This window comes from Mixta mediterraneensis, assembly GCF_030283135.1.
Lineage (GTDB): Bacteria > Pseudomonadota > Gammaproteobacteria > Enterobacterales > Enterobacteriaceae > Pantoea > Pantoea mediterraneensis.
Window position 1 is genome coordinate 1 of record NZ_JASUAZ010000060.1, and the last position, 17,069, is coordinate 17,069.

Below are 17,069 nucleotides of genomic sequence, written 5' to 3' on the forward strand. Positions count from 1 at the left end.
ATTCAGCGCCGTCATATTATCATTTCCATTTATCCCTCCAACCTCTCTGACATATGGTGAACTGTTCTTCAGAAGGTTGATATAGTAATCCACATATACTCTAAAGCTCGGATTGAAATTGTAACTAATACCTAACTCAATGTAATTAGCAAGAGCGGCATCGCCTCCGCTGAATGCCCCCACAGGAGTCAGATCATATCCCCGCGTTTGAAACCAAGCAACAGAAGCTTTTAAACCTGAAGAAAAAGATACTGGGCTAAAAATTCCATGTTTCTGCTCTTATTTGCGAAACCAGCATCCCCTGCTGTTCCCGTTCTTGTAGTATTTCTTGTTTCAGAATAGACTGTTGCCAGATAAATTTTGTTCGCATTATATTTGGCACCAATCGCCCAGGATTCAGCCTGACTCCCCTTCCCATCGTTTTGCTGCTCATCGGTTCGGTCCGAATTGCTGTAGGCACCGATGATTTGGAATCTACTTGTGATTTCGTAACTCAGAGAATATCCAATACCAGCTCCATTAGATGTATAAATACTGCCGGTTTCATTTTTCTCCTGTAGCTGCATCCCTAAACTTAAGCCATCAATCATGCCAAAAAAGTCTCTGGTTCTGAAAGTTAATACACCTTCAGAGCGGCTGTTCATGAAGTTTTCGTTATAACTGCCAGTCCATGTCATCGCGGACCAGGATGGGGCCATATCAGTCAATGAACCCACATCATACAAAATCCCATTATTATAACCGTAATCGACAGATCCAATACCTTGATATTTCAGCCCCGCGAAACCCAATCAGGTCTCAGTTGTCTGAGCGCCATCTTCTGCAATATGCTCGATATTCCCATTGCCCAAAGCCGGTAAGGCTGTCACTGATTTGAGTCTATCCCCTGAAACCGATCGAACCGAACCCCGCTTCTTTCCTGGTATGGCTGCTATCTTCTTTATAAATTTCCTTTGCTATCAGTTTTCCATATAAATCTAAAATGTTACCATCTTTAATATAGATAACAGCAGAATGAGATAGCTGCGGGATAAAAAACAAAATAATAGAGGTTATTGAAATAATGTCATTTTTCATGTCGTATTATTCAATTGATGCAAAAGAAATGAATGCTGGTTGAGCAACAGAGGCTTCATTAAGGATGGTCAGGCTGCCATCATCAGCACTAACTTTATAAATTTTTAACTTATTATCTGGGCGGTCAGCGACAATCAGATGAGTACCATCAGGAGCAAAAGCAAAGCTGCGAGCCGCTACCCCCGGGTTCAAGGACTTAGCTAAAGGTACAGAGCCTTTCCATTCAAGTACTCCACTGGCCCTAACTGAAAACCAACTTATGTCATCACTGCCACGATTATTAACATAAATGTATTTGTGGTTTGGATGGAGACGGATTTCTGCTGGTTCATTGTACCCTTTGAAGTTTGGTGGTACTGCTGACACTTTATCAACCAGTGTTATTTTGCCATTCTCAGGATTAAAATTCATGGAAGCGACCTGATTTGATAACTCTAAGTCCAGATAAAATCTCTTATCATCCGAGAATACCAAATGCCGTGGGGCCGATACCGCAGGGAATTTGTAGCTGTTGACAAGCTCTAACTTTTTACCAATTTGATAAACTAAAATCTCATCAGTTCCTTTATTACAGACCAATAGATATTTTCCATCCGGTGAAACTATGGCGCTATGTGCATGTGAACTTGCCTGTGCATGCCCAGCCAGTTGTTTGGACTTGCTGGGGTCTTGTCCGTGGCCTTTCAAAACAACCAGATCTCCAATGCCGCCAAGTGCACCATTTTTTTCCAGTTCGTACTTAATGACAGTGGCGTCGTCATAATCGTATTCTGATTGCCACTTGCCATCTTTAAATATCACTTTTTCTATATGTTCAAATCCTCCATGATTAGCAGTGTAGAGCGCATTATCTCTCAAGCCCAGACTGAGAAATGTCGGATTTGCACCAGGGGCAATCATTGAGTTTAAGGGAATTAATTCGCCAGATGATTTATCAATCCTGAATGAATAAACCATTGCTGTTGGAGAGACAGGGCCTCTCCCATCATTTTTTCTTTCATCAACGGAATAAAGATTGAGAGTTTTTTGATTGACTATCAGGTAGCCAGCCTGAGCAGGTGCATTAATATGCTGGATTTTAGTTAAGCTTTTCCCATTAGCTGACATTTCATAAGCGTAAATCCCTCCCGAGCCATTCTCTCCAGAGTAAGTTCCTACATAAACTATTATTCTCTGGGGATTTTTCTCAATACTTGAATTATCTAACATTGAAACTGCAGTCGCTAAGGGGGACATAAATGTCGCAAAAACCAGTAATGTTGTAGAAACAACTTTTTTATTAAAATATGTATTATGCAGAGGTGTTCTTATGTTCATTAAATGATCCCTTTATAAACATTTTTGGGTTTGGTATATTTTCTTCTAATTTTTGCAGATTTTGTAAACCTTCAGCAAAACAGCAATGAACCTTAACCACTCCATTCATTCAATCAATATCTTTCTCTCTTTTATGTGATCAATCATTCAACAAATCATATTAAAAACCAAAAATCATCCGTAAAATGAACGATAGGCTATTTTATAACCCTATCGCACTTTTAAACCATGACTGCTCATCAACCCCTGCAAAATCCTTACAGATCAGCGTGTTTTATGTTTTTTACTGATAAATAAATAGTTATTCGAAAAATTATGCAATAAGGCATTAGGTGAGTCACGAATGTCAGATTGCTCACAATATAAATGTAACTCATACGTCTAAAAGACCTTTTAAACAGACACTATTGCTGAGCCGGATTAACGTAACCTTAATCGTTAGAAATATCGCCCTCGTTTGAAAGGAATAATGTATGTCGAATCAACCGCCTGAACCTTGTTTTGATATTGCACATCTTGGTCATGTTGAAATGTACACCGATAAATTCGAGGAAAGTCTGAACTTCTTCGTAAATGTCTATGGCCTTACCGTTTCGGAACAGGACGAAAATCATGCGTGGCTGCGCGCATGGGATGATTACGAATTTCATACGCTAAAATTAACACGCCATCACACCACTGGGGTAGGTCATATTGCTTACAGAGCCAGTTCTGAAGCGGCCCTGTTACGTCGCGTTGACGTGATAGAGTCCAGCGGTTACGAAGTGATTGGCTGGATTGAGGGTGAAAAAGGACACGGGCGTGCTTTTCGTTTTGTTGATCCTTTCGGACATGTATTTGAAATCTATTATGAAACCGACCGCTATCAGGCAAGCAATAGTGAACGCCCTGCCCTGAAGAATCTTGCTCAGCGATATCATGCACGGGGAGCCAGCCCTCGCCGTCTCGACCATCTCAATTTACTGGCTTCTGACGTTAAAGAGTTTAAAACCTTTATGGAAACCTGTCTTGGCTCACGTGTTACTGAGATGATCCAGCTGGATAATGGTCGCATTGGGGGGTGCTGGTTCACCATTAACAACAAAACTTATGACCTCGCCTGCACGGAAGAGCATGCTGGTGGTAACGCACGTCTTCATCATGTTACCTACGCTACCGACACACGTGAGGATATACTGCGTGCTGCAGATATCTTTCTCGAAAATGGTGTCCATATCGAGACCGGACCGCACAAGCATGCGATTCAAGGCACATTCTTTCTGTATGTCTGGGAACCGGCTGGTAACCGTGTTGAACTGGCTAACTCTGGTGCACGGCTGATTCTGGCGCCGGACTGGAAGACAATAGTCTGGACGGAGTCAGAGCGGAAGAAAGGCCAGGCATGGGGATTGAAAACTATTGAGACCTTCCATACTCATGGTACCCCACCCGTTTCACGCTAAAGAGCAACTTAGCCAGCCTATGCATTCCTCATAAAACAGTCAGAATAAATATAACTGGGGTGCTGACAGCATCCCTGTTTACCTTCTTACCGGGAGAACGCCGCTGCGAATGAAATTGAACTGGCTGAAAATATCAGACATTTTTATTTTTGTCTGATAGTCGCTTTCAAAATTCATAGTAACCATACGTTCAACTTTAAAGAAAAACAAATGCGCCGCTTTCTGCTGGACTGGTTGCGAAGAGCTAAATCTGAAGAACGCTTTAACTCTGCGGTTGCACGCGAGATAGATTGTTTGCTCAAGGATATGACTGGAGTAAACATGCGCGGCATAGACATCCGCTTTATGCTTATTTATCGTGAGATTGGCGTATTTATCGACAAGGCTAAAAAGCCTACCATTCCGTAACGAGTAATTGAATATCGGTGCATCATTTCACATTATACTTCAAGCGTGACTGTTGCACAATCTTAACCTGGCTATTGGGAAATTATGCTAACACCGGGAAAGGAAAATAATATCCTAATAATAAACTCAATGACTTTTATATTCATTAAGCAGCCCACATACTGGACTGCTTAACACAACATTTGGTTGAAGGCTGTTTTTTTGGATTTCTTGAATATCACTCGAAAATCATTTTCTCACCATCATCATAGAAACCTTCTGTTTTTTTAATTTCCGAACCTTCTAATTTAATATCTATTCACACCTCCTGTCATTTTTAAAATATTGCATGACAGGTTTTAATACTGCCAGCTTAATAGCTTTATTCTTAATAACCGACCTATGAGGTTATATTTCAATTCATTAACCGGCAGAAGCGGTTCCACCTTTTCTGACATTGTACATTTCTCGCTTGCCGGTTCTCTCCTGGTCTGCATGCCAAAGCTCCATAATAGACATCGGACATAAGCCTTTTTAGGCACTTTTTAGCCGCTCTGCTATTCTCAGTCTGACCAGAAGAGTGCCTGCTGATATGTCATATGCGTTATTTGAAGTAACGCTTCCGGTGAACGATTTAGCAGACTGTATTATAATTGCTTTACCGGAGAACACAGGTACACCTTTCCTGGTGTTCTGCACCCTGTGTCTTCCGGTTCTCCCCTGAACCTCCGGGTTACAAATCTTTCCCGACGTCGTTGACCAGTTTGCTTTGCCGTTCTTCTATTTCGCGTTTGATCAGGTATTCAGCCTGGAGTGCCTGGTATGGCCCCTGCCCCGCCCTGTACGGCGCTTTAACATACTCATCAACAGCTTACGTCGAAAACGGCACCCGCTGCGCACGCAATCGCCGCGCTTTTTAATCCGCACCGTCCAGGTTATTCTCCCCATACGGGAGAAAAGCCGGAAAACCGATCCAGTAAGGATCCGCAGCGGATCGATTTTCCGGCTTTTCGCTGGACAGACAGGGGAAAATACGTTCCACACCGCCAGGCAACGGAGATTAAAAGTTTGAGCACTTTAGAGCGGGCAATTTTCTGGAGCGACGGGCAGAAGTTCAGGCCACGGATGCCCAACAGTCCCTGCAGCAATGGCTGGCAGCAGAAGCTGTTCAGAAACTCAAACCACGTCATGATGCGTATTCCTTCGGGGAGGAAGCCAAACCGGGCAATAATTTTGTTCGCAGGTGCTGTTCGTTGTTGATGGTGTGCGTCAGGATAAGGGGCCGGCTGCACTCGCTGAGTCGCTCCGTAAGCAGCGTGGTTTTACCGCAGCCGGCAACGGCAAAAATTACCCGCTTAGCGCGCCTGAAGAACCGGCAGGTCCTGCGTCAGGCGCTGATTTTGCTGAACGAGGCCTTCTATCCGTCCCTTCATTTCGGTCAGGGTGGTGACGTTCAGGGCAGCCTAGGTTCCGGCAGCCGCGACGGCCATCAGTCCCGCCGTGCCGATGAGCCACGCCGCCACCTTATTATTCCTGATCCCGTCAGGGATCCATTCGGTGATATTCAGCATATCTGTGTGTCAGAACAGAGAGAAAAATGAACTATACCAGAGGTTCCCTGCCGAGATAAATTCAGCGTAATGAATAACTTAATATTTGTGCGCTCATAATTTTCTGTTCAGACGGCGATGATACTGCCAGACCGGTTTTGCCCGCGTCATCCCCTCCCCTTTTCTCCCTTCTAGCGGCGCTTCATCAGAAACTGTTCCGTGCCGGGCTCAGACTGAACTTTGCATATAATATGCAGGTTTGCTGATTTGGCGTTGCTTTGCATTAAAATTCAAAATTTAATTAATATATGCAAAGCTGATAAAAAGGAAATCGTTGTGGGCCTGAAGAATACACTGGATCAATGCATTGCTGCCGGACACGAGATGACCCGCGCTATTGCTGTTGCGCAGTTCAATGACGACAGCCCTGAGGCGCGAAAAATTACGCGCAGATGGCGCGTAGGCGAAGCCGCTGAACTTATCGGTGTATCTCCTCAGGCCATCCGGGATGCTGAAAAAGCCGGACGACTGCCTTACCCGGATCTGGAGATGCGCGGACGGGTTGAGCAACGCGTCGGCTATACGATAGAACAGATTAATCATATGCGGGACGTCTTCGGTACTCGCCTGCGCAGGCCCGATGAAAGCCTGCCACCGGTTATCGCCGTTGCTGCGCACAAAGGCGGAGTGTATAAGACGTCCGTCTCGGTGCATCTGGCTCAGGATCTGGCCCTGAAAGGTCTTCGCGTATTGATTATTGAGGGCAACGATCCTCAGGGTACCGCATCGATGTATCACGGATGGGTGCCCGACCTGCACATTCACGCTGACGATACGCTACTCCCCTTCTACCTGGGCGAGCGGGACGATGCGTTTTATGCCATCAAGCCAACCTGCTGGCCGGGTCTGGATATTATTCCCTCCTGCCTTGCGCTGCATCGCATCGAAACGGAGCTAATGGGGCGCTATGACCAGGGAAAACTGCCGACTGAACCCCATATGATGCTGAGGCTGGCTATTGAATCCGTCGCGCAAGATTATGACGTTATCGTTATCGACAGCGCCCCAAACCTGGAGATTGGCACGATTAACGTTGTCTGTGCAGCAGATGTTCTTATCGTGCCTACGCCGGCGGAGCTGTTTGATTACACATCGGCGTTACAGTTCTTCGATATGCTGCGTGACCTGCTTAAAAATGTCGACCTGCAGGGCTTTGAACCGGACGTGCGTATACTGCTGACCAAATACAACAACAGCAACGGTTCTCAGTCTCCCTGGATGGAAGAACAGATCCGTGACGCCTGGGGTGGCATGGTACTAAAAAATGTTGTTCGCGAAACGGACGAGGTCGGAAAAGGACAGATACGTATGCGAACCGTCTTTGAGCAGGCTATCGATCAGCGTTCCTCAACAGGTGCCTGGCGTAATGCTCTGGCCATCTGGGAACCTGTCTGCAATGAAATTTTTGACCGTCTGATTAAACCTCGCTGGGAGTTACGCTGATGAAACGAGCGCCTCTTATTCCGAAAGCTTCACGTGCTGCAACTGAAACTTCGCCGTCAGCACCCGCCGCGCCTATGGTTGACTCTTTAATTGCGCGGGTTGGCACGCTCACAAAAGGCAATACCGTTGTCCTGCCCGTGTGCAGCCGGGACGTCAAGTTCGTGCTTGAAACCGTGCCCGCTGATACCGTAGAGAGCGCAACACACGTCTGGGCAGGTAACGAGCGGGTACAGGCGTTTCTGACCAGAGATGCCCTGGACGATCTCATCCCCTCGTTTCTGACGGTAGGCCAGCAGACACCTGCGTTTGGTCGCCGGGTAAAAGACCATATTGAGGTCGCTGACGGCAGTCGCCGCCGCATGACCGCGATCCTGACGTCTTCCAATTATCGCGTTCTGGTCGGTGACCTGGATGATGAGCAAATGGATGCACTCTGCAAGCTGGGTAATGATTACCGTCCAACCAGCGCGTATGAACGCGGCAGACGTTATGCCATCAGGCTGCAGAATGAGTTTGGTAATAATATTTCCGCACTGGCTGATGCTGAAAACATTTCCCGAAAAGTGATCACCCGTTGCATAAATACCTCAAAATTACCTGGCGAAGTCATTGCTCTTTTCCCTCATCCCGGCGAACTCTCAGCCCGTGCGGGTGAGCAGTTAAATCGTCTTTTTGCAGAACATCAGACGCTGCTGACGGAAAAAGTCCATGAGCTGGCCGCGCGGCGTAAAGGGGGCAATTTATTAGAAGCGGATGAGATCATTACGGGGCTCATGGAAGCGGTGAAACAGAAGCCTGATCCCTCCAGACAGAAGGTCGTTAAGCGGGATTTTGGGCCCGGAATGACGGCGCAGTATAGCGGTAATCGTGTTGTCTACAACCTTGACCTTACAAAGGTTCCTCATGAACTTGTTCAGCAGCTTGAGGAAATCATGGAAAAAAGTCATACAAAACATTAATTACTTTTCCGGGACCACGGTCCCGGATTGCCCTTTTCAACGCCTGAGTTTGCCTTTTCCATCTGACATTCTCTCTGACGTCCCCTGGCAAAAATTTAAAGAGCTGCTATTTGACATAGCTGGGACCATGGTCCCAGAACAGGGCCTGCTGATGATAGATTGGGACCATGGTCCCACCTTGCCTGAAATAAAAGCCATGGAGGTGATCATGTCAGAGAGAAGGTCTCCTTTCTGGTCGGATCACACATCACCTTCTGATTAACATTGCCTGGGCCCATGGTCCCAGCACAGGGCCTGTTATTAAAAGAGGATTCAGACGGCCAGGCTTCACTGACAGATGCAGGAGAGATATCTTCCAGTTTGTCGACCAGTCAAGGGAAAGTAGCTCCCATTTAATTTTCCATTCGTTGTTCACTCTTTGACGCACAAACTACATATGTCCCAGCCCGGACTAATTGATGCCGTCCAGTATCTTCATCAGCTGCGCGCAGTCAGAGCACACGCGCTACGGGTATATCACTCCATCGGGTTGTCCATGCTTGTGAGAGTAACTCCCGCTTCATCTGCCACTCATTGCTGACACTCTGACGGGCAAACCACATATGCCCCAGCCCGGACTGGTTAATACCGTCCAGCACCTTCATCAGCTGGGCGCTGTTCGCCTGCGGCTTATCCTCATCGAACAGGTTCAGCTGACTGACGCCGTCTGGCGTGAAGTCATCGAGCATAATGCCGGCCTTCATATAACGGCGCCCTTCAAGCCAGATGCGATCGAGCGACCGCATGGCCACTTCAATCGCGTCTCGCGTGTCCTGCGTGGGTATCGTGAGATTTTCGCTGGCGCTGTTGCCATAAAAAACTTCACCCTGCGCGTGCGACGAGCTCCGGATAAAACGCTGATGCGCCGACAGAACTGGCGCTCTTTTCTCAGTTTCTCCGCCGCCCGTGTGGCGTACTGACACAGCACTTCCTGCATGGCCACTTTTGTCGTAATGCGCTCGCCAAAGGAGCGGCTACAGACGATTTGCTGTTTCGCTGGCGCAAACTCCTCGAGGGAAATGCACGATTCGCCGTTGAGCTCGCGAACGGTGCGCTCGAGCACCACGCTGAAGTTTTTACGGATGAGGACAGGGTGCGCGCGCGCCAGCTACAGGGCATTTTCAATGCCCATCAGGTTGAGCCTCTTGCCGATGCGCCGGCCAACGCCCCATATATCCTCAACGGGCTGGTTTTCCAGCAGCGTGGAGGTGCGCTTCGGATTGCCCGGCGTCAGCGCCAGCACCCCGCGGAACTGCGGCCACTCCTTGCTGGCCCACTGCGCCGATTTTGCCAGGGTTTTTGTTGGCTCCATGCCCACGCCGACGGTCAGGCCGGTCGTAATCAGAACGTGCGCGCGCAGGCGCCGGCCGAAGTGCTCAAAGTCCTCGCAGCCACCGATGCCGGTCAGGTCCAGGAACATCTCGTCAATGGAATACTGCTCGACGCGGGCCGTGATCTCCTCCAGGGCGGTCATCACGCGCTGCGACATACTGTGGTTTATGTGGAATACAATTCAAATAAGGAATAAAGATATTTTTCCTCAAATAATTATTCTCTGAACTGCAGTCATTCCGCTATTAAAACAGGTTCTGCGCTAAGCGTGGAGGTGCTTACCGCTGCTGGCGATACCATACAGGCTCCACTGTTACTTTGCCGGTCAGGCGGAGAGTCCCCGGCAGGCGCTTCAGGAGGCCAGGGTTTCTGGGGCAGAGAACTCCATCAGATTAATGCTGACAAGCTTTCTCTTCGGCTCTATACTCAGCCAACAGGGTGATGGCGTTCCACCTTAACCAACCGCTCCGTTCCGGAGCTGATGACGCCTGATGTGACTCTTGATTTGCAGGAGGCGCGTCAGGCCGTCCCAACTTTCTTCACGACCTGCGTGCCTCCCTTTACGGGGAGAGACATGTGATACACGTTTTTGGCCACATCAATCCTGACAGTGACGCCATCTGCACGGCCGTCGTCACCGCGCACTGGCTGACCGGGCGCGGCATGGACGCCCGCGCATGGCGTCTCGGCGAAGCTAACCGCGAAACCCACTTTATCTTTGACACCGCCGGACTCACGCCGCCGCCGCCGCTTTCCTTTCCGTTGCAGGACGAACAGGTCTGGCTGGTCGATTTCACCGAGCCGGCGCAGGGACCTGACGATCTGCTTCGGAGCAATATCGTGGGCATCACTGATCACCACCGGCTGGGCGGGCTGGTAACGCAACTGCCACCGGAGGTCCACATACGCCCGCTTGGCAGCAGCGCCACGCTGCTCTGGCTACTGATGGACGCTGAAGCGCGCCGCATGCTGCCCCCGACGCTTGCCATTCTTCTGCTGGGTGCACTCCTGAGCGACACCGTGAATCTACGCTCCCCCACCACGACCGAGGACGATATTCGCTCGGTTACCGAACTGGTCGTACTGTCGGGCGTGAACCGCAAAACCTTTGCCCGTGACCTCCTTACTGCAAAAACTGACGTCAGCGGCCTCAGCGCACAGCAGCTGCTGGACAGGGACCTCAAGGCTTTTGTGATTGCCGGTACTGACGTGCGCATTGCCCAGATTGAGGTCAGCTCACCGTCACAGGTTGCCCCCGTGATCGACGACCTGCTCGCTGCCCTTGCGTATCTGGCAGAGCAGTCGGGGGCCGCCCTGGCGATGCTGATGCTGACCGACATCCGTGCAGGTTTCTCAACACTTTATTTCGCCGGGCGGGAAAGCGTTAACGCAGCCTCCTGTTCCGTGCCAGGCATGCTCAGCCGCAAAAAACAGCTTCTGCCGTGGCTTGAGTCCCACCTTAACCAGAACGGGAATTCATTATGACCTGCTATACCCACGCACTGATACTTGTGAACGATAAAGACGACGGCACCCTCCTGCTGAAACGGGCGGTCGCGCTGGCGCAGCCGCTCGGCATGAAAATCACCCTGGCCCACATCAGCGACGACTACCGGGAGATGAACTACGTGTCCGACAGCCTGATGGACGACGTCGTGTCGGAGGAGGTGGTGAAGGCCAAGGCGTTTCTGAGCGAGCTGGCGGCCTCCGTGCCTGAGACGGTTGATACGCGGGAGCTGGTGACTATGCGCCGCTTTGAGGACGTGGAGAAGTGTATCGCGGAGCTGGGCGTCGACATCGTGCTTGCCGGGCACCGCAACCGCTTTATGGGAATGCTGACCTCCCGCTCGGCGGAATACATCAACCATCTCACAGTAGATGTGCTTATCACTCACCTGACTGACTGAACCGGGAGAAACGCTATGCGCTTTAAACTGGATAACGTGACCGCCCGTGAAATTCTTGACTCGCGCGGCAACCCTACTGTTGAAGTCGAAGCCCGGACCTCAGACGGGATGATGGCGCGCGCCTCGGTGCCTTCCGGGGCCAGTACCGGGTCGCGTGAGGCCGCTGAACGCCGCGACGGCGACTCCCGCCGCTTTGGTGGCAAAGGCGTACTGGATGCCGTCAGGGCGGTTAATACGGAAATCTGCGAGGCCGTGCGCGGCAGGGACGTGCGCGAGCAGCGGCACCTGGACAACATCATGCTGGCGCTGGACGGTACGGAGAATAAGAGTCGCCTGGGTGCGAATGCCATTCTGGGCGTCTCGCTGGCGGTTGCCCGGCTGGCGGCAAAGGCCTCGCACGAGCCGCTCTGGCGCTACCTGGGGGGCCTGCAGGCAAACCTGCTGCCCGTACCGTGCATGAACATTATCAACGGCGGCGTGCACGCCCGCGGTCAGGGCGCGGACTTTCAGGAATTCATGATAGCGCCACACGGGGCACCTACGCTGCGCGAGGCCGTGCGTCAGGGCAGTGAGGTTTACCAGGCGCTGCGACAGATCCTGCTGGACAAAAACCTGTCGGCTGCGGTCGGCGACGAAGGCGGCTTTGCGCCCGCCGTGTCGTCGAACCGCGACCCTCTGGCGTTTATCGTACAGGCTATTGAGAAGGCAGGATACCGGCCCGGAGAAGACATCAGCATCTGCATGGACCCTGCATCGAGTGAATTTTTCGCTGACGGTAAGTATCATCTGCGCACCGAGGGCAGCGCGCTGAGCGCGGCGGAAATGACGGCGTACTACGGCGAGCTGATGGACCAGTTTCCCGTCATCCTGCTGGAAGACGGCCTGGCCGAGGACGACTGGGCGGGCTGGAAGCATCTGCACCAGCAGCTCGCGGGCCGGGCCGAGCTGGTTGGCGACGACCTGTTTGTCACCAACGTGAAGTACATCCAGCGCGGCATTGACGAAAACCTCGCCAGCGCCGCGTTGATTAAGCTCAATCAGATAGGTTCGCTCAGCGAAACGCTGGAAGCCGTGGCGCTGTGCCAGAGGCACGGCTGGGGTGCGTTTATGTCACACCGCAGCGGTGAAACGACGGACACGTTCCTTGCCGACCTGACCGTGGCCCTGCGCGCAGGACACCTGAAAACCGGTGCGCCGTGCCGCGGCGAACGCGTGGAAAAATACAACCAGCTGATGCGCATCGAGCAGGCGCTGGGTGATGATGCACGCTACGCGGGTCTTCACGCGTTTGTGCGCCGCATGTAACACATCCGCCGGACGGCCTGCGCCCGGCATCTGTCGGTGTTCAACGTCAGACGGGCATCGACCTTCGCGTTTGAGTAACACAAGCGCACGGCCATAGGTAGGCGCTTTATCCGTGTTGATAAATCGCGGGATCTGCCACTTCTTCACGTTATTGAGGATTTTACCCAGAAAACGGTATGCGGCTTTGCTGTTGCGACGCGCGGAGAGATAAAAATCGACGGTGCGGCCCCTGCTGTCGACGGCCCGGCAAAGATAAGCCCAGCGGCCATTGACCTTAACATACGTTTCGTTAATGTGCTACGGACAAAGATCGGAAGGGTTACGCCAGTACCAGCGCAGTCGTTTTTCCATTTGAGGTGCATAACGCTGAACCCAACGATAAATAGTGGTGCGATCGACATTCACGCCGCGTTCGGCCAGCATCTCCTGCAGCTCACGGTAGCTGATGCCGTATTTGCAGTACCAACGCACAGCCCACAGAATGATGTCACGCTGAAAATGCCGGCCTTTGAATGGGTTCATGCGCTGCTCCGTCAGCAAAAGGTGGCCATAATTTTATCACCTCCACATTTTTGCAACAGTACCAAAAAAACTTCAGCGCGCTGAAATAAGCGTTTTTTTAAAAAAAACAGCCAAATATTAGGTTATAAACGGCCTACTTAGTCACTCTCATCAATCAAACGGCGTTCATCCTGCATCGATAAATAGCATCTGTACGTTTATCAGGCCAGAACGCCAGGGCGTGTGTGAAAGCGATGATAGCGGCAGCGTTGGATATACAAGGAATTTGGTTATGAAAGTTTCGAACGTGAGTTTTAGCTCACTCGGTCCTGTTCAGGATAATACAGGTGTTAAGAAGGCAGCTCCGCTGGCTCAACTGGTGGCTAACGTTTCAAATACAGCAGAGAAACCACTCATCACCTCTTTTGAAGTATTAAAAAGGATTATTGGCGAAGAAAAAGCGTTTGCCGTTAACAGCGTCATCTCGTACGAAGTATTTGCCAATGGCATAGCTCATGAAAAGGTTAACAAGCAGAGTGATACTTTTGTTTATCCGCCAAGAGGCAGTAATAAAGCAAAAATATATGCCACTATGAAGGTTGGCTCAAGATATGATGCGATGCATATAACTCACGGCGCGAATGATCTCGATGTATTGCATACGCCTGATAATGTATTTGGCAAAAACAGCAATGACTTGTTAAAAGACAACAATGTTAAAGGGCCAAAGGCATTCATCAACGGCGGATTTTCAGCTTTTTTGACACATATGCTGATAGTCCGTCCGGCAACGGGACCAGGTCAGGATCCCAACAGAGATTCCAGCGCCATTCCCACCGGAGATAAATACCAGGGACATAAGATTGGCCATGCGGATGGCTGCGACAATAAACTGCCGATACCTGGAGAGTGGAGAGATGACTATGGGCACATTGTCAAAGATAAAAGAGCATTATTATCATGCGGACCGTATCTTAACGATGAGGATATGAATTTCGCCGATCAGCGTTTTAATTATTACTATGCAAACGGCCAGAAAAACCTTGCAGCCTATTTTCAGGGCAATCTCACTCATTGCGGCAATCCAAATCCCAGAGCGGCGATCTCAATTAATGAAGAAAAAGACGTTACCTTGCATACACTGACAACTAACCGCTATAAACGTGATTTAGGCGTTACAATGTCTGAATGGAAAGATATTGTGGCACAGGGCGCGCCAAACTCTACATCGTTAAACTTGGATGGTGCAGGTTCCATCTCAATGGGTTACATAAGTGCGTCAGGAAAAATCAACCAGATTGCAAAAGGCGATGAAAAATTGCGCCCGGTAGCTAATGTTTTAACCATCGGATCACCCCCTATAAATAATGCTAACCAACCTACTGCAAGCATCGAAAGAAATATAAATTCATAGCATTGCTGACTTTAAATTCAGATAAAAACTCACTCATAAAACCATTGAGTGAGTTAATGGTTTTAATCTGGCCCCCTGTTTAAATATTAATGCAACACCATTATGATAAGATTATCCATTTTTTAACTGTTGTTTTTTCTCAAATACCATTATCGCAAGACATCTCAAGGAAGCTAATTATACACTCACAACTTACATTTAAATAAAATATAAAGCCCATGGCTATATAGCCGCCACGATAAGCTTAGTATAAATAAATATGTATATAATGGAAAATCAGTTATGAAGTTAACACATCCATTAGTAAATGGTCAGCAAAATAATTTCGCTTGTCTTCCGCCAGATAGAGGAACTGGAGGGGAACGAAGTAACACCATGAAAAAAATCATTTCTGTACAAAACTCTCCGGATACAATGCTTAAGAGTAGTGATTTAAAGAACAGAAGTGCGGATGTAATAAAAGCATTTTTTAAGAAAGCAGTAGCAGCTCAGAGCTATAATAAAATGTTTTCTAACGGTGATAGTTTCAAATATTTAGGAATCGCTCTGACAGATTCATCAGCACGGAAATCTTCATTACACTCACTACAGCATCTTAATAATGTATCTAAAAACTATTTAACAAAAATAAAAGAAAGAACCCAAGATTTAACCTCGCAGGAAAAGGTTTTGCTAAGTAAAGTGGTAGATGCAAAAATCCATTTCAGACATCAAAGTAATTCAAATTTGGTAGATGCCGCTGGAATACTTAACATCATGTCGTTGAATAAGTTGCAATCTAATGAGATTAGCACTGCAAAAAATACGTACTCAGAAGATATAAGATGTTTAAGCAATCAGGATTTTGTTTTTTTTGGCGTTGAATTTTCTGATGATAAGGCTCAACTCCCTCTCAATACCCGCCATTCAACTGTAGATTTTGGAGCCAATGCTTATATAGTTGATGAGCAGTTTCCTCATGGGTATCTGACATTGACTGATCATTTTGATAACACTATTCCACCTGCATTTATGCACGAACATAAGGAATTCATAGCTCAATTCTCTGAGGTAAGAAATGAAATTTATCGTAAAGTTCATGGGGATAAAGGTACAAAAGATATTCCTATCTTTAATTCTAAAGACATGAAACTTGGACTGGGATTACACCTCATAAATTTCCTCAGAAACAGCAATGATACAGAGTTTAAAATATTTTCTCTGAATAAAAACCTGGACGGTAAAAATTTAGACAAAATTCTAAATTTTGTATTTCAACCAGAGTTCCATGCCCCGAGAATGGTTAGCACGGATAATTTTAAAGAAGTAAAGCTACGAGAAATAAGTGCGGAGGATGCGGTTAAAGCCTCTAATTTTGCAGCTCTTTCGGTACATATGAGAAACAAGGATGATGGATGTAAAATTATGGAACTTGCTATAAAACACGCTAAAAAAGATGTTGTTGATTTGTTATTCTCAAAATTCAGCTTTACTGGAAATGATGTAATGAAAATGTCAACTTCATATGAGGATATTGAGTACTCACTAAGCAATCACTCTGCGGATGAAAAAATCCTGAGAGATTTTTTGGAACGTGGGTTAGTGGAGCCGAATAACGCATTCAGGAGAGTTAATTCTGGTGATACAATGTTAGATAATGCAATAAAATACAATAAAAAAGAAATGATTGCTATTTTACTTGAATATGGTGCTATTCGTGGAAAGGAAATTAATAACCACAGGTAAGTAAAATGTAAGTGAAAACATCTACAAAGGCTGGTGATTTTTATCAAGTGAAAATTACCAGCCTAAGTGCGCTCGCAACTTAGTAGTCATAACAATATGAAAACATGCACTTTTATTAATATTGATTAGTCATGGCTGATTAAAAAATGCACTTAGCGTACATTTTCGGTACGGTTGGGCTTCAGACCCCGCGAACAGCTTCAGGCCTGGCTTCAGCGAGAGACCACGGACGGAAAGGAGGTCGCCCTATAAGAAGACACCAATAAAATTGCGACTGGTGTAGTGGCATAGTGAATTTGGCCACCTGAACAGAGGTGATATGCTCACCTCAGAACATTACAGGTGCCCCAATGAAAAGAAGAAATTTCAGCGCAGAGTTCAAACGTGAATCCGCTCAACTGGTTCCTGACCAAAACTATACGGTTGCAGATGCTGCCAGCGCTATGAATGTTGGTCTGTCCACAATGACGCGATGGGTGAAGCAGTTGCGTGATGAGCGGCAGGGTAAAACACCAATAGCTTCCCCCATTACCCCCGAAAAGATCGAAATACGCGAGCTGAAGAAAAAGCTACAACGCATTGAAATGGAAAACGAAATATTAAAAAAGGCT

At 48.2% G+C, this 17,069-nt stretch carries 16 protein-coding genes, 3 pseudogenes and 1 riboswitch; of the genes and pseudogenes, 11 read left to right on the top strand and 8 right to left on the bottom strand.

Features of this window, described 5'->3' with window-relative positions:
- Window positions 1–791 (bottom strand): annotated as a pseudogene (locus QRY16_RS22135) (porin); the annotation flags it as partial.
- Window positions 792–1,083: 292 nt separating this feature from the next.
- Window positions 1,084–2,394 (bottom strand): lactonase family protein, encoded by a 1,311-nt coding sequence (locus QRY16_RS20015; RefSeq protein WP_289777803.1) that lies wholly within the window; start codon window positions 2,392–2,394, stop codon window positions 1,084–1,086.
- Between the two features lie 473 nt (window positions 2,395–2,867).
- Between QRY16_RS20015 and QRY16_RS20020 the strand changes: the two genes are divergently transcribed.
- Window positions 2,868–3,836 carry a VOC family protein gene (locus tag QRY16_RS20020; RefSeq protein WP_289777804.1) on the top strand — a complete coding sequence of 323 codons (969 nt, stop codon included), beginning with the start codon at window positions 2,868–2,870 and terminating at the stop codon, window positions 3,834–3,836.
- Window positions 3,837–4,046: 210 nt separating this feature from the next.
- Window positions 4,047–4,244, top strand: coding sequence for a hypothetical protein (locus tag QRY16_RS20025; RefSeq protein WP_289777805.1), 198 nt, complete (start codon window positions 4,047–4,049; stop codon window positions 4,242–4,244).
- Window positions 4,245–5,158: 914 nt separating this feature from the next.
- On the opposite strand, the gene QRY16_RS20030 is transcribed toward QRY16_RS20025, so the two are convergent.
- Window positions 5,159–5,413, bottom strand: coding sequence for a hypothetical protein (locus QRY16_RS20030; RefSeq protein WP_289777806.1), 255 nt, complete (start codon window positions 5,411–5,413; stop codon window positions 5,159–5,161).
- Complete coding sequence (locus tag QRY16_RS20035) at window positions 5,410–5,538, bottom strand: hypothetical protein (protein WP_289777816.1); 129 nt, start codon at window positions 5,536–5,538, stop codon at window positions 5,410–5,412. The genes QRY16_RS20030 and QRY16_RS20035 overlap by 4 nt, the downstream gene beginning before the upstream one ends.
- Between QRY16_RS20035 and QRY16_RS20040 the strand changes: the two genes are divergently transcribed.
- The 3 genes from QRY16_RS20040 to QRY16_RS20050 all read left to right on the top strand — a co-directional run bounded on the left by QRY16_RS20040 (window position 5,477) and on the right by QRY16_RS20050 (window position 8,235).
- Window positions 5,477–5,824: a hypothetical protein gene (locus QRY16_RS20040; protein WP_289777807.1), complete on the top strand. Its 348-nt coding sequence runs from the start codon at window positions 5,477–5,479 to the stop codon at window positions 5,822–5,824. The genes QRY16_RS20035 and QRY16_RS20040 overlap by 62 nt on opposite strands.
- A 285-nt stretch (window positions 5,825–6,109) precedes the next feature.
- Window positions 6,110–7,276 (top strand): plasmid-partitioning protein SopA, encoded by a 1,167-nt coding sequence (gene sopA / locus QRY16_RS20045; RefSeq protein WP_289777808.1) that lies wholly within the window; start codon window positions 6,110–6,112, stop codon window positions 7,274–7,276.
- On the top strand, window positions 7,276–8,235 hold the full coding sequence (locus QRY16_RS20050) for a ParB/RepB/Spo0J family plasmid partition protein (RefSeq protein WP_289777809.1): 960 nt from the start codon (window positions 7,276–7,278) through the stop codon (window positions 8,233–8,235). Before sopA ends, QRY16_RS20050 begins: the two co-directional genes overlap by 1 nt.
- A 491-nt stretch (window positions 8,236–8,726) precedes the next feature.
- On the opposite strand, the gene QRY16_RS22360 is transcribed toward QRY16_RS20050, so the two are convergent.
- The 3 genes and pseudogenes from QRY16_RS22360 to QRY16_RS22370 all read right to left on the bottom strand — a co-directional run bounded on the left by QRY16_RS22360 (window position 8,727) and on the right by QRY16_RS22370 (window position 9,763).
- Window positions 8,727–8,978: a DUF4113 domain-containing protein gene (locus QRY16_RS22360; protein WP_496201188.1), complete on the bottom strand. Its 252-nt coding sequence runs from the start codon at window positions 8,976–8,978 to the stop codon at window positions 8,727–8,729.
- A pseudogene (locus QRY16_RS22365) lies at window positions 8,979–9,211 on the bottom strand (DinB/UmuC family translesion DNA polymerase); the annotation flags it as partial.
- A 171-nt stretch (window positions 9,212–9,382) separates the two neighbouring features.
- Window positions 9,383–9,763 carry a Y-family DNA polymerase gene (locus QRY16_RS22370; RefSeq protein WP_496201187.1) on the bottom strand — a complete coding sequence of 127 codons (381 nt, stop codon included), beginning with the start codon at window positions 9,761–9,763 and terminating at the stop codon, window positions 9,383–9,385.
- 271 nt (window positions 9,764–10,034) lie between these two features.
- A riboswitch (Fluoride riboswitch) is annotated at window positions 10,035–10,104 on the top strand.
- Between the two features lie 78 nt (window positions 10,105–10,182).
- Between QRY16_RS22370 and QRY16_RS20060 the strand changes: the two genes are divergently transcribed.
- The 3 genes from QRY16_RS20060 to eno are packed head-to-tail and all read left to right on the top strand — an operon-like array spanning window position 10,183 to window position 12,818.
- Window positions 10,183–11,091 (top strand): DHHA2 domain-containing protein, encoded by a 909-nt coding sequence (locus QRY16_RS20060; RefSeq protein WP_289777810.1) that lies wholly within the window; start codon window positions 10,183–10,185, stop codon window positions 11,089–11,091.
- Window positions 11,088–11,513, top strand: coding sequence for a universal stress protein (locus QRY16_RS20065; RefSeq protein WP_289777811.1), 426 nt, complete (start codon window positions 11,088–11,090; stop codon window positions 11,511–11,513). The genes QRY16_RS20060 and QRY16_RS20065 overlap by 4 nt, the downstream gene beginning before the upstream one ends.
- Before the next feature lie 15 nt (window positions 11,514–11,528).
- The gene (gene eno / locus QRY16_RS20070; RefSeq protein ID WP_289777812.1) at window positions 11,529–12,818 is read left to right on the top strand and encodes a phosphopyruvate hydratase; all 1,290 of its coding nucleotides are present in this window, start codon (window positions 11,529–11,531) and stop codon (window positions 12,816–12,818) included.
- Here the strand turns inward: eno and QRY16_RS20075 are convergent.
- Window positions 12,795–13,340, bottom strand: a pseudogene (locus tag QRY16_RS20075) (IS6 family transposase); the annotation flags it as partial. The gene eno and the pseudogene QRY16_RS20075 sit on opposite strands and share 24 nt — an antisense overlap.
- 271 nt (window positions 13,341–13,611) lie before the next feature.
- Between QRY16_RS20075 and QRY16_RS20080 the strand changes: the two are divergent.
- The 3 genes from QRY16_RS20080 to QRY16_RS20090 all read left to right on the top strand — a co-directional run.
- Window positions 13,612–14,733 carry a phosphodiester glycosidase family protein gene (locus tag QRY16_RS20080; RefSeq protein ID WP_289777813.1) on the top strand — a complete coding sequence of 374 codons (1,122 nt, stop codon included), beginning with the start codon at window positions 13,612–13,614 and terminating at the stop codon, window positions 14,731–14,733.
- A 282-nt stretch (window positions 14,734–15,015) separates the two neighbouring features.
- Window positions 15,016–16,458 carry a T3SS effector OspC family protein gene (locus QRY16_RS20085; protein ID WP_289777814.1) on the top strand — a complete coding sequence of 481 codons (1,443 nt, stop codon included), beginning with the start codon at window positions 15,016–15,018 and terminating at the stop codon, window positions 16,456–16,458.
- Window positions 16,459–16,808: 350 nt separating this feature from the next.
- Window positions 16,809–17,069 (top strand): transposase (locus tag QRY16_RS20090; RefSeq protein ID WP_289777815.1); only part of this gene is annotated, 261 nt, incomplete at its 3' end.